This window comes from Abiotrophia sp., assembly GCF_057275535.1.
Map to the genome: position 1 here is coordinate 74,527 of NZ_DBHIRJ010000005.1, position 12,663 is coordinate 87,189.

Consider the following 12,663-nt stretch of genomic DNA (forward strand, 5'->3'; position numbering starts at 1 on the left):
TTTTGCGTATACTAGACAGTGGAGATGAGACTAGGGAAAAAATCCAGAGGGTCTTAGATAGCGTGTGATTTGAAGATAGGGAAGTAGGCGAGTGTGTGATAGTAAAAGCGCAGGAAATGAGCCAGAATGCCAATGGCTTAAGATTTTCAATCTTGGCGTCTGGTAGTAGCGGCAATGTCACCTATGTGGAGTCAGACCGCCAACGACTCTTGGTCGATGCGGGTTTGAGTGGCAAGAAGATAGAGTCTCTGATGGCCCAGATTGACCGCAGTGTGGCCGATGTGGATGCCATTTTGGTGACGCATGAACATAAGGACCATATTCATGGGGTAGGCGTTCTATCCCGCAAATATAATTTGCCAGTTTATGCTAATAAGGCAACCTGGCAAGCCATGGATGGGATGCTGGGGGCTATTGACCCTGACAACCGTCGCGAGCTAGAACCAGATCAGTTGGTGACCTTCGGGGACTTGGATGTCTTAACCTATCAAGTCAGCCATGATGCGGCCATGCCTCAATTCTATGCCTTCCAACAGGGAGATAAGCAGTTCGTCATGTTGACGGATTCAGGCTATGTCAGCGAAAGACTTCGTAGCCTTTTGCAGAATGCTAACGCCTATCTGATTGAATCTAACCACGAGATTGAAATGTTACGCTATGGCGCCTATCCTTGGTCGCTTAAGCAACGGATTTTGGGCGACAAGGGCCATTTGTCTAATGAAGATGGCGCCCTGGCCATGGTCGATATGTTAGGGACCAGCACCCAAGATATTTATTTGGGCCACTTGAGTAAGGAAAATAACACCAAGGAATTAGCCCTCTCTACCTGTACAGGTATTCTAGAACAACATGATATTGAAGTCGGTCGTCGGCTCAAGGTTCATATGACTGATCCAGAACTAGCGACGCCGCTTAAGTACCTTTAATCACTTGAATGCAGACCCGCCTTTTGGCGGGTTTTTATCTTATTTAGTGGTAGATAAGAACAAGTCTTCTCTAGTCAAGAAGGTGGCATACAACAGCCATAATTTCTGATAATTTATCTATAGTTTTGAGATAGTTATTGTGTAAGCGCAGTCATATAATGGGGGTAAAGCAAGACCAAATATGAAAGGAGTTAGAAGTATGAGCAAGACAAGTGTTTCCCCCCATTGGCAGATGAAGGCAGCCCTAGCCTCTTCCCTGGCCATTGGTTTGTTGTTGGCCGGAGCACCTCGGGTAGCGGCGGAAGAAGTGGTGACTTCAGAAACAGAGGCTTCCTTAGACCAGCTTAGTCCCAAGACCGAGGTCAGCCAGGCTGCCACGTCCCCTAGTGACAGTTCGAGCCTAAGTGAAGAGCCAGCCCCAAGCCTTGCTAGTAGTGAGTCAGATCAGACCAGTCAAGCGAGTGCAGAAAGCAACCAAGCAAGCGCTAATCCTGCCCCGGCTCAAGAAGTGCCTGACACACCGCAAAATCAAGGCGGAGAGGTCAAGCCAAAGGAAGTGAAGTTTCAAAACTGGCAAGAACTCCTAGCTTGGCAACCTGGAGCGCGTCAGGATGATGAAATTAACCGGGCCAGTGTCCCCCTAGCTTCACGTTATCAAGGGCATGTAGTCAACCCGACGGCTAACCCAGATGCTAAGGTTCAAGCCCTATCGAATATGAACGCCAAGGCAGAAGACCATGCCTCTGTTGGGGGCGAGGAGTTTAAGACCTATGCCTTCGACCACTGGCAATATCTGGATTCCATGGTCTTTTGGGATGGTTTAGTGCCAAGCCCTGATGTCATTGATGCTGGCCACCGCAATGGGGTACCAGTCTATGGGACCCTCTTCTTCAACTGGTCCACGAGTCGTGCCGACCGCAAACGTTTCTTGGAGTTCTTGCAAGAAGATCAAGAAGGCTCTAACACTTTCCCATTAGCGCGCAAGTTAGTTGACGTAGCCAAATACTATGGCTATGATGGCTACTTTATTAACCAAGAAACTACCGGCCATGGCCTCTATGGCAAGGGTGAGAAGATGCGGCAGTTCATGCTCTATGCTAAACAATATGCGGCCGAGCAAAAAGTGAATCTCAAATTTTCTTGGTATGATGCCTTTGATATTAACGGCCAACGTAATCACCAAAACGCCTTAACAGAAGTTAACCGCGATTACATGAAGGCAGAAAAACCACAAGGTCCTGTTCCAGTCGACGAGTTCTTCGCCAACTTCAACTGGGGAAAGGCATCGGTGGATGAATCGGTCAATAGCGCCAAGGCTGTCAATCGTTCCCAGTATGATGTCTATATGGGCTTTGAATTACAGAAGAACTCTTATAAGACCCAGGTGCCATTCTGGGACTTGCTAGATGACCAAGGCAAGCTTCGGACTTCCTTGGGACTCTTTGCACCAGATTCCATTCTTGGGATTGGGACCACCGGGGAAAGTTACCACCGGGAAGAAAATAACTTTTGGACGGGTTTGCAACAAGACCCAACTAAGCCAAAACCAGAAGATAGCACTTGGTATGGCTTGTCTGGCTACATCGCTGACAAAACGGCTATTCTAGGCGACCAATTCCATACCAGCTTTAATACGGGTCACGGTAAACGTTGGTATGTAGATGGCCAAGTCTCTAAAGACTCTGAATGGAACTACCGGTCGGTGTCTGGTATTTTACCAACCTGGCGTTGGTGGATTCGCTCTAAGAATGGAGAGGCCGGCCTTAAGGGTGACTATGACTTTGAAGATGCCTATAACGGCGGGAACTCGCTTCAATTTTCTGGTCATTTAGGGGCTAAGAATCCCGAAGAAGCCATGCTTTATGCTACAAAATTAGCTGTGGGTGAGACTACGCAGTTGAAGCTAGCCCACAAAGGTGGCCTAGGAAGCCGTGTCCGGGTCGGCTTAGCCACCCAGGCCAACTATAGCCCCGATAGCTTCCATTACTTTGATTTAACGCCAGGCAAAGACTGGCACCAAGATACTTTGGACCTATCTAGCTTGAAGGGCAAAACTATCTATGCCATTAAGTTTGCCTTTGAGAGTGAGATAGATCAAGCTGCTTATCGCTTCAACCTAGGGCAAATCGACCTCTTGAAGACGGCAACAGCCCCTGTGGCCCCAAGCCAAGTCCAAGTAGTATCCAAGCAACTCAGTTCTAGCCGTCAGGCACAAGCCCATCTAGCCTTTACACCAAGTGCCAATGCGGATTACTATGAGGTTTATCAAGAAGTCGCACCTAATAAATGGCATTTACTGACAGGTTCATCTAACCACCATATTTATTTGGCTAAAGTAACTCGACCACAGGATGCCAGTGGGACGACCCAACGGCTAAAAGTAGTAGCTGTTGGCAAGAATGGCTTGCGGTCCGAAGCCGGCTATGCGACTTTTGACTGGCAAATGACTACGTCTGATACGACCCAACCACAAGAGCAGGCACCTAATATTGTGCCAGGAGCTACTGTGACCTTTGCGTCCGGGCCTAGCGATGGTTCTGAGCCAGCTGATGCCATGTTGAACGGGACCATTACCTCTAATGCCGACAAATGGTGTATTCTAGATCCTCAAGGCCATGTCGACATTAAACTTAGCCAGGTCAGAACGGTCCGCCGCTGGGTGGTTGAACATGCTGGGGCTGGTGGCGAGTCCGTCAATGACGGTCTCATGAATACCCGCGACTTTGACCTCTACTACAAGGATATGACCACCGGGGAATGGTTATTGGCTAAATCAATTCGTGGCAACCGCGCTCATGTAACGGATGTGGACCTAGATCGACCAATCACTGCTCAAGAATGGCGTTTGGATGTGGTGACTTCCCATAACGGAACGCCTTGGGGGGCCATTCGTATCTATAACTGGAAGATGTATGAACAAGCCGCTTCCAAAGAATCCACCAACCTGCCAATGGCCAATGTGGTGGCTCAATCTTTGGGGAATGGCTATGTCCAAGTTGGTTTGAACAAGGTGCCTGCCAAGGCAACAGTGAGACTCTATGCTGACCGGGAAGCCACTCAGCTACTAGGGGAAGTAAGGGCTGACCAAGCGGGAGACTACAGTTTCCAACCAGTTCGCTTAGCAGAAGGCAGCCATTTGCTCTACTATAAGACCTGGGAAGAAGGCAAGGAAGCTAGCAACCTATCCGCAGTCTTGGTAGATTCCACTAGCGCTCATCAAAAGATTCAGGCAGTTAGCCTGGAACAAGGCTTAGAGCAAACGGTCTATCATGTCAAGGATGGCTTGAATCTAGCAGGTGCTAAGCTGCGAGTTCGTCTAGAAGGAGCCAAAGAGGATCAACTCATTAACCTGACCCACCCAGGGGTGACAGTCAGCGGTTATGACGGGACTAAGCTGGGTGCTCAAGATCTAACTGTCAGCTACCTGGGCCAAACCCTGGCTCAAACGCTGAGAGTCTATGTAGCTAAGGCCGACTCGAACGATGACAGTAAGGAAATTACCCATCTGGCTATTACGACTCTGCCAAATCAACACTATCGTCCTGGCCAAGATTTGGATTTATCCAAGGGCAGATTCCAAGTAGTGTATTCAGACCAAAGCCACCACACCCACACCTTCCAAGATCCAGGTGTTACAGTCTCTGGTTATGACCCTCAACAATTAGGTGAGCAGAAAGTAAGGCTGCACTATCAAGACTTTAGCGTGGACTTCTCTGTTTGGGTGGAAAAAGAAGAAGCTAACTTCGAATATCTCAACCAGAAATTAGCTGAAGTTGAGCGTCTGCTTCCACACTACCGCTATCAATTTGCGACCCCAGAAGAACAGGCGGCCCTTAAGGATAGTGTCAGCAAGGCTCAGGACTTAGTTAAGACAGCGCAGACCGCTGAGCAGGCTCAGGTAGATGCGGCACTAGCTAATTTGAATAAAGCCCTAGGCAACCTATCGGGCCAGAAAGGACGCGATGAGGCGCGCCTGGTTCTAGGGGCAGTAGCCTCATTAGGTCAGGACTGGGCGGACCGTTTACAAGATCCTGAATTAAAGGACAAACTAAGCAAACAAGTCAGTCAGGCACGGAGCTTGATGGACCAAGACTTGGTAAGTCCGGCAGACTTTGCGACAGCTAAGGCGCAACTTGAAGAAAGCATCTTAGCAGCTAAGAAAGTGACGCCAACCGTCTTGCATGACCCAAGTCACGATGTCACTGTCGCCTTCTCAGGGCTGGAGCCAAGTCGGATTACGGGTCTCAAGGTTGGTAAGCTAGGGCCAGAAGACCTGACAGAAGCTGAAAAACAAGCCTTGGCGGGACGGCAAGCCCTTGTCTACGATATCGAAGGACAAGATGCTCAAGGCCAGGATGTGGATACTCAATATCCAGCTAAGGTCAGTCTACCAGCGCCTCAAGGTCAAAAAGTAGAGCAAGTACTCTTCTTGCCTGAGGACGGGCCAGCCCAAAGTTTGCCTTTCCAAGTTCAAGATGGCCGGCTTGTCTTTGAGGGGCCACACTTTACCCACTACGCCCTAGTCTTCGCTAAAGCGGAACAAAGCCAAGAACCGAGTCAACCAGGGCAAAGTGATCCGGTTGGGCCAGAAGAGCAAACACAAGCAAGCCAAGCTAGACCGGCTGGTGACAAGGTGCTAGCAGTTGCTAGCCATGAGGACCGCCTACCCGAAACGGGTGAGAGCCCATCTGGCTTTGTCCTAGGTGGACTGGTCCTCTCATTCTTAGGAATCTTAGGTCTTCGTCCTAAACGCGAAAGAGAGTAAGAAGGCGAAACTGCCCCTTAGGGGCAGTTTTTTGTGGGGAATTGATAACAAGTTTGGGGAGCATGGGTTCCTGACCAAGGGACTTGTGCTATAATAGAAATGAAGGAAGCGCATCCAGGAGTCTCAATCTGGTTATGCGCTGAAGGGGGATAGCCATGTTAATCAGTAACTTTTTTGAAGACCTGAGTCTTCAGTCTGTGGGTCAAATGCCGCAGGCGGCCTACTTCATTCCCTATGGGGATTTAGAAGAGGCCAAGCAAGCCAAGCGACGGCAGGAATCGTCTCGTTTTGTGGACTTGAATGGGGATTGGGATTTCCATTATTTTGATAATGTCCGCTTGATTGAATCGCCCTATTGGTTGACGACTCACCAAGAGGACATAGATTGGACTACGATGCCGGTGCCAAGTTGTTGGCAATATCAGGGCTACGATAACTTTCAATACACTAATACGGAATATCCTATTCCATTTAATCCACCTTATGTCCCCTATGCCAATCCTGCCGGGCTTTATAAACGTAGCTTTGAGATTAGGGATTTGGTAGACCTGCCTGGGACAGAACTGGTGCTAGAAGGAGTAGACTCAGCTGCTTATGTCTGGGTTAATGATCATTTTGTCGGTTATGGGCAAATTTCGCACAGCCTGCAAGTTTATGATCTAACTCCTTATATCAAGGAGGGGCAGAACCAGCTAGCGGTGCTGGTTCTCAAATGGTGTGACGGGACTTATTTGGAAGACCAGGACAAATTCCGCATGAGTGGCATTTTCCGCGATGTCTATCTGAGACGGCGATCTGCTCAGGGATTGGTTGATTTCCATCTGCGTCCCCAAGTAGCACCAGATGGCCAGTCGGCCCAGCTGGAATGGTCTTGGTCCCTTAATCAGCCAGGGGGAAGCTGGTCCTATCGCTTGGAAGATGCGGAGGGTCAGCTAGTCTTGGAGGAGATTAATCGGCCACTGGATTCTAGCCAGCAGACCTTGACCTTGTCCCTTGAAGAGCCTCATCTCTGGTCGGCTGAAAAACCATATCTATACACGCTCTACTGGTCGGTGGCAGGCGAGACCTATAAACAAGCCATTGGTCTGCGAGAGTTAGCCGTGGACAAAGACGGCCTCTACTGTAACCATCAGGCTATCCGACTCATAGGGGTCAACCACCACGATTCTTGGCCGGATACGGGAGCGACTGTGACTTTGGAACGCCAAGTTCAGGACTTGATGCTCATCAAGCACCATAACTTCAATGCCATTCGGACGGCTCACTATCCAAAGTCTCCAGAATTCTATGAGCTCTGTGATCGCTTGGGCTTTTATGTGGTCAGTGAGGCCGATATAGAGTGTCATGGGGTGGTAGACCTATACGGCCGTGGCTATAGTCGCAACTTTAACCAGATAGCGGAGGATCCTGAGTGGCAAGAGGCTCTAGTAACTCGTATGGCAGCCAATGTCTTGCCATTGCGGAACTTTTCCTCCATTATCATGTGGTCGGCGGGTAATGAATCAGGTTTTGGCGTCAATTTCGAAGTCCTGCTGGCCCAAGCCAAGTCTTGGGACCCGACACGGATTCTGCACTATGAAGGCTATTATTTCCGCGACCCAGCTAAGACGCACCATAAGCAGCATGTGGAAGTCTACAGCCGTATGTATCCGTCTATTGAAGAAATCGAGACTCTCTACTTCAGCGAGGGGGGCCAATATGCACCACTTGATCGGCCACTCATGCTCTGCGAGTATGCCCATGCCATGGGCAATGGACCGGGTGGTCTGGAAGATTATTATGATTGCATGCAGCGTCATCCTCAATTGATTGGCCTCTTCGTCTGGGAATGGTGTGACCATGCCGTCGCGGTGCCACTAGCGGGACAGGCAGAACCTGCCTACCGTTACGGGGGTGACTTTGGCGACTATCCGCACTTCGGCAACTTCTGTATGGATGGCTTGGTCTATCCGGATCGGACCTTGCACACAGGGCTCTTAGAGCACAAACAGGTCTTCCGGCCGGTCCGCTTAATAGACTTTGATTTACAAACCCATCGAGCATGCTTCCGTAATGATTATGCCTTTTTGAATTTGGCAGAGGCCCTCTACTTGCGGGTGGAAGCCTATAATCGGGAGGGCTTGCTCTTAACGACTCAAGACTGTGTAACTTGGCAGGCTGAGCCAGGCCAAACTACATGGGTCGACTTAGCTTGCTGCGGGGACCTAGCGAGTGTGGCCAGCGTCCGCTTTGTCTATTTGGGCCTGGAAAATGAAGAGGAATATGGCTTCGACCAGGTAAGCTTGGCAACCTATGAAGTCCCTAGTCTGAGCCAAGCACCACAAGCCGTCAGTGGCCAAGAAAACCTGGCCAGTTATCAGTTGACCTGGGGCGACCTAGTCTTGACCTTTGATAAGGGGAGTATGGCGCCAAGTCAAATCAGCTATGCCGGTCAAGACCTGCTCAAGCAAGCCGCCTTCTGGCAAATTTGGCGGGCTCCAACAGATAATGATCGTCATGTTCGTAAGGAATGGGAAGGGGCCAATTATCATCACAGTCAGCTTTGGATTCGAGACAGTCACCTAGAAGTTCAAGCAGATGGCGTTAGCTTACATTTTTCAGGCGCTATGACGGCGCTAGCGCGGCAGAATCCATTGAGCCTGACAGGGGCTTGGAAACTGGCTAAGGATGGCCAGTTAAGTTTGGAAGTCCAAGCTAACTTAGATAGCCAAATGCCTTTCTTGCCACGCTTTGGCCTTTGCCTGCCATTGGTGGATGCCCAGACGGTTCATTATCTGGGGCAGGGACCTTTTGAAAATTATGCCGATAAGCAGGCGGCTAGCTACCGGGCCCAATTCAGTTTGGATGCCGGAGATTTCTATGAACCTTACATTAAGCCACAAGAAAATGGTAACCGTAGCCAGGTGGCATGGTTAGAAGTTGTCCAGGCGTCGGTTCTCTGGCAAGTTCAAGATCAGACTCCAGCTAGTTCGGGGCTTAACTTCAGTCTGTCGCCTTATAGTGCGCAGACCTTGAGCCAGACGAGCCACCGGGATCAATTGCCGGAGCCATCGGGCTATTATCTCAACCTGGATTTAGCACAAAGTGGTCTAGGGACCAACTCCTGTGGTCCTGCCTTGCCAGATGCCTATCGCATTACAGGACCTAGCTTGTCCTGTCGCTGGACCATGGCCTGGCGACCCCTAGACAACTAAGCCTCAAACAAGAAATCCAGGGCTCTGGTCCCTGGATTTTATAAAAATAAGGCTAAGTTCTTTACTTAGCCTTTTATGTTTATTCAAAGTCTTTGACCATGGCCTTGTAGAAATCATGGTTGTAAATAAGGAAGAGATCGTACTGTGGTTTGTCAGGCTTTTTCTCGTCTTGACCGATGCGGTGGCCACTTAGGATAAGGCCGAAATCCTTAGTCTCGACAAAGACCTTATCGACAGGTGAGGGTTCCCGATTAAGCAATCGCTCCATTTGGGCGTCAGGTTTGACCCCTAGGCCTGCCATGCGTTGTCGGATGGTATCGGCGTCTAGCTTAGCCATCGCAAAGGCTAGCACCTTGTTATCGGGAGTTGATAGGAGCACTGCCTCAGGGCCCAAGCGGTGGATGGTGTACTTGAAGTCGGTATTAGCTAGTTGAGATTCCTTGCTATCCGTTACTTCCCATTTGAAGAGTTGAGCGAGATTGTCAAGAGTCTTCTTAGCATCCTTGAGGTCTAAGGCCTCCTTCAGTTTAGGAGTCAACTCGTTGCTAGCAGCTTCTAGGCTTTCGTAAGAAGTTTGACTTGAGCCAGACTGGCTAGACTCAGATGACGATTGGGCCAGTACGGGGCTAGTCGTTAAGACCAGACCGGCTGCTAATAGGCTAAGTTTCTTGAATAGAGACATATACTACCTCCTTGACTTACTTGTCTGAGATGGCATCTTCAAAACGAAGACTTGGTTTGACTTGCATCAGATAGCGGAAGAGTTCAATGAGATTGTCGTATTTTTGCTGACTGACAGTCCCCATATCCAAAGAATGCATTTCCTGCTCACCTTCTCTCATGTAGAGGAAGAAGAGGTGGTTGGATGAGACATGTGGGCCGTCTTTCATGCGTTCAATCTTTACACCGATTAGGCTTAACTCTTCGATTTGGTAGTCAATGAAGCCGTTTTTGATATAGAAGAGGGTATCGCGGTAGACATAGAATTGGTTGAGTGGGTCCACAAAGCTAGCTTGCTCCGTCAGCAAGGAGAGGTTGTCACGCAATTCAGGGTAGCGTTGGTAGGTCGCTTCGTAGCGTGCCTTGGTTTCCCGTCTGATTTTGAAAGCCAGGAAAATGAAGCTGATGCCCATAGGGATAAAGAGTAGGCCAAAGATACTAGATGCGATAATGCCGACCTGATCCTGTTTATTGATTGCACTCGGGATATTGAGAACAGCCCAAATACCCATGAGGATGAAGAAAATCCCGAATGGTAAGGCTGTGAACATCGCATGATTATTATTCTGTTTCATTGAAAACCTCCTAAGATAGTCTTTGCCTTATTATAGCATAAGACAAGCTTTCTTGTCTTTGATTGCCAATCAAAAAAGAGGCTGAGACGCTTGTCTCAGCCTTTATCCTTTGGCTCTGAAGAGCTACTAGATGTCTTGTGAAAAGGTACAATTTGGTCCTGCCCCAGGTACTTAATCCAGGCGGGGGCTTCGTATACGATGGCACCTGCAGGTACATCCTTGACTTACTTGTCTGAGATGGCATCTTCAAAACGAAGACTTGGTTTGACTTGCATCAGATAGCGGAAGAGTTCAATGAGATTGTCGTATTTTTGCTGACTGACAGTCCCCATATCCAAAGAATGCATTTCCTGCTCACCTTCTCTCATGTAGAGGAAGAAGAGGTGGTTGGATGAGACATGTGGGCCGTCTTTCATGCGTTCAATCTTTACACCGATTAGGCTTAACTCTTCGATTTGGTAGTCAATGAAGCCGTTTTTGATATAGAAGAGGGTATCGCGGTAGACATAGAATTGGTTGAGTGGGTCCACAAAGCTAGCTTGCTCCGTCAGCAAGGAGAGGTTGTCACGCAATTCAGGGTAGCGTTGGTAGGTCGCTTCGTAGCGTGCCTTGGTTTCCCGTCTGATTTTGAAAGCCAGGAAAATGAAGCTGATGCCCATAGGGATAAAGAGTAGGCCAAAGATACTAGATGCGATAATGCCGACCTGATCCTGTTTATTGATTGCACTCGGGATATTGAGAACAGCCCAAATACCCATGAGGATGAAGAAAATCCCGAATGGTAAGGCTGTGAACATCGCATGATTATTATTCTGTTTCATTGAAAACCTCCTAAGATAGTCTTTGCCTTATTATAGCATAAGACAAGTTTTTTGTCTTTGATTGCCAATCAAAAAAGAGGCTGGGACAAGTGTCTCAGCCTTTATCCTCAGGCTCCGAAGAAGCGCTATGAGAAGTCTTGTGAAAAGGTACAATCTGATCTTGCCCTGGGTACTTAATCCAGGCGGGGGCTTCGTATACGATGGCACCTGCAGGTACATCTTGCTTGATGACGACATTACAGCCGATTTTGGCTCCTTGGCCGATGGTGACATTGCCCAGAATCTTGGTGCCTGCTCCAATCAGGACATGGTCTTCAACTGTTGGATGGCGCTTGACAGGATCTAACTTGGTCCCGCCGAGGGTCACGCCTTGATAGAGGGTGACATCCTTGCCAACTATGGCTGTCTCGCCAATGACGATGCCCATGCCATGGTCCATAAAGAGGCCAGGACCAATTTGGGCGCCAGGATGAATTTCAATCCCGGTCACGCGACGGGCGCGCTTGGCTAGAAGTCTAGCTAGAAGTGGATGGCCCTTGGCATAGAGTGCATGGGCAATGTAGTGGTAGTTGAGAGCCTTAATATGTGGATAGGTCCAGAAGACCATCCAAGGCGACTTGGCAGCAGGGTCAAGGGCCATGACGCGTTGAATATTATAGGAAAGGCGTTGCCAGAAAGACATTAAACTTGGACGTAGTTCCCACCTTCAAAGTCCAAGACGGAGAGATATTTCTCTACGCCATCAGGTAAGATGGTCACAATTTTTTTGTCAGGATATTGGGCAGCTAATTTCTTAGCCCCGGCCAAGGCTGCACCAGACGAAATACCGACCCCAATACCAGTCGTCCGGATAAAGTCTTTGGCTTCAGCGAAGGCTTCGTCATTGCTGATAGTTAGGACTTGGTTGGCTAATTCAGGTTTGAAGTTACCTGGCAGGAAGCCAGTCCCAATCCCTTGAATCTTATGGGCGCCGGCCCGGCCTTGGCTGATAACAGGTGAATCTTCTGGTTCTAAGGCCACTGCTAGGACGTCAGGTTTGTGTTCATTTAAGTATTCCACGACCCCTGTGAAGGTACCACCAGTCCCAATCCCTGCAACAAAAATATCTAGGTCTGGCACTTGTTCTAGGATTTCCTTACCTGTTGTTTGGTGGTGGTAAGCTGGGTTAGCTGGGTTATCAAATTGGCTCAAAATAATAGCGTTTGGATAACGGCTCTTAATTTCTTCTGCCTTAGCGATAGCCGCCTTCATACCGCCTTCTTTTGGAGTCAAGACGAGTTGCGCCCCGTATGCTTTGATAAGTTGGCGACGCTCCACGCTAAAGCTTTCAGGCATGATGACAACTGCCTTGAGACCTAAGACAGAGGCCAGAAGGGCGACTGCAATCCCAGTGTTACCAGAACTTGGCTCAACCAAGATGGTTTCAGGCGTGACTGCACCTGCTGCTTGAGCTGCTTGAATCATACCCAGAACGGCACGATCTTTGACGCTGCCACCCAAGTTGTACTTCTCGAGTTTGACATAGATATTGCTATTGTCTAATTGATAGACAGGGGTATTGCCGATAAATTGTAATGATGTTTGGGACATATAGTTCAACTCCTTCGTATTTGGCTGTCATCAGCCGACTTATTGTTGATAAGTATAACACAGTTTGGTATG

General features: G+C 48.9%; 8 protein-coding genes. 3 read left to right on the forward strand and 5 right to left on the reverse strand.

The genetic code is table 11. The annotated features are described in order from the left end of the window. The first annotated feature begins 116 nt into the window (after window positions 1-116). The 3 genes from ACO53F_RS05155 (at window position 117) to ACO53F_RS05165 (ending at window position 8,885) form a co-directional block, all read left to right on the forward strand. Window positions 117-926 carry an MBL fold metallo-hydrolase gene (locus ACO53F_RS05155; protein ID WP_303885549.1) on the forward strand — a complete coding sequence of 270 codons (810 nt, stop codon included), beginning with the start codon at window positions 117-119 and terminating at the stop codon, window positions 924-926. 199 nt (window positions 927-1,125) lie between these two features. Beyond that, window positions 1,126-5,691 carry an endo-beta-N-acetylglucosaminidase gene (locus tag ACO53F_RS05160; RefSeq protein ID WP_485137572.1) on the forward strand — a complete coding sequence of 1,522 codons (4,566 nt, stop codon included), beginning with the start codon at window positions 1,126-1,128 and terminating at the stop codon, window positions 5,689-5,691. A 155-nt stretch (window positions 5,692-5,846) separates the two neighbouring features. Next, window positions 5,847-8,885 (forward strand): glycoside hydrolase family 2 TIM barrel-domain containing protein, encoded by a 3,039-nt coding sequence (locus ACO53F_RS05165; protein WP_485137573.1) that lies wholly within the window; start codon window positions 5,847-5,849, stop codon window positions 8,883-8,885. Between the two features lie 79 nt (window positions 8,886-8,964). Here ACO53F_RS05165 and ACO53F_RS05170 read toward each other — a convergent pair whose 3' ends face one another. The 5 genes from ACO53F_RS05170 to ACO53F_RS05190 all read right to left on the reverse strand — a co-directional run bounded on the left by ACO53F_RS05170 (window position 8,965) and on the right by ACO53F_RS05190 (window position 12,591). Continuing rightward, on the reverse strand, window positions 8,965-9,567 hold the full coding sequence (locus ACO53F_RS05170; RefSeq protein WP_485137574.1) for a hypothetical protein: 603 nt from the start codon (window positions 9,565-9,567) through the stop codon (window positions 8,965-8,967). 16 nt (window positions 9,568-9,583) lie between these two features. After that, window positions 9,584-10,180: a hypothetical protein gene (locus ACO53F_RS05175; protein WP_485137575.1), complete on the reverse strand. Its 597-nt coding sequence runs from the start codon at window positions 10,178-10,180 to the stop codon at window positions 9,584-9,586. 224 nt (window positions 10,181-10,404) lie between these two features. Next, window positions 10,405-11,001, reverse strand: a complete 597-nt coding sequence (locus ACO53F_RS05180) for a hypothetical protein (protein WP_485137575.1) — start codon at window positions 10,999-11,001, stop codon at window positions 10,405-10,407. 94 nt (window positions 11,002-11,095) lie between these two features. Further along, window positions 11,096-11,683, reverse strand: coding sequence for a serine O-acetyltransferase EpsC (epsC, locus tag ACO53F_RS05185; protein ID WP_485137576.1), 588 nt, complete (start codon window positions 11,681-11,683; stop codon window positions 11,096-11,098). After that, window positions 11,683-12,591 (reverse strand): PLP-dependent cysteine synthase family protein, encoded by a 909-nt coding sequence (locus ACO53F_RS05190; RefSeq protein ID WP_485137577.1) that lies wholly within the window; start codon window positions 12,589-12,591, stop codon window positions 11,683-11,685. The genes epsC and ACO53F_RS05190 overlap by 1 nt, the downstream gene beginning before the upstream one ends. Between the last annotated feature and the right edge of the window lie 72 nt (window positions 12,592-12,663).

Excerpts from the sequence above, each read along its gene's own strand:
- ACO53F_RS05160 (WP_485137572.1), top strand. The coding sequence starts at position 1,126 with ATGAGCAAGACAAGTGTTTCCCCCCATTGGCAGATGAAGGCAGCCCTA.
- ACO53F_RS05180 (WP_485137575.1), bottom strand. The coding sequence starts at position 11,001 with ATGAAACAGAATAATAATCATGCGATGTTCACAGCCTTACCATTCGGG.
- ACO53F_RS05165 (WP_485137573.1), top strand. The coding sequence starts at position 5,847 with ATGTTAATCAGTAACTTTTTTGAAGACCTGAGTCTTCAGTCTGTGGGT.
- ACO53F_RS05170 (WP_485137574.1), bottom strand. The coding sequence starts at position 9,567 with ATGTCTCTATTCAAGAAACTTAGCCTATTAGCAGCCGGTCTGGTCTTA.
- ACO53F_RS05190 (WP_485137577.1), bottom strand. The coding sequence starts at position 12,591 with ATGTCCCAAACATCATTACAATTTATCGGCAATACCCCTGTCTATCAA.
- ACO53F_RS05155 (WP_303885549.1), top strand. The coding sequence starts at position 117 with ATGAGCCAGAATGCCAATGGCTTAAGATTTTCAATCTTGGCGTCTGGT.
- ACO53F_RS05175 (WP_485137575.1), bottom strand. The coding sequence starts at position 10,180 with ATGAAACAGAATAATAATCATGCGATGTTCACAGCCTTACCATTCGGG.
- epsC (WP_485137576.1), bottom strand. The coding sequence starts at position 11,683 with ATGTCTTTCTGGCAACGCCTTTCCTATAATATTCAACGCGTCATGGCC.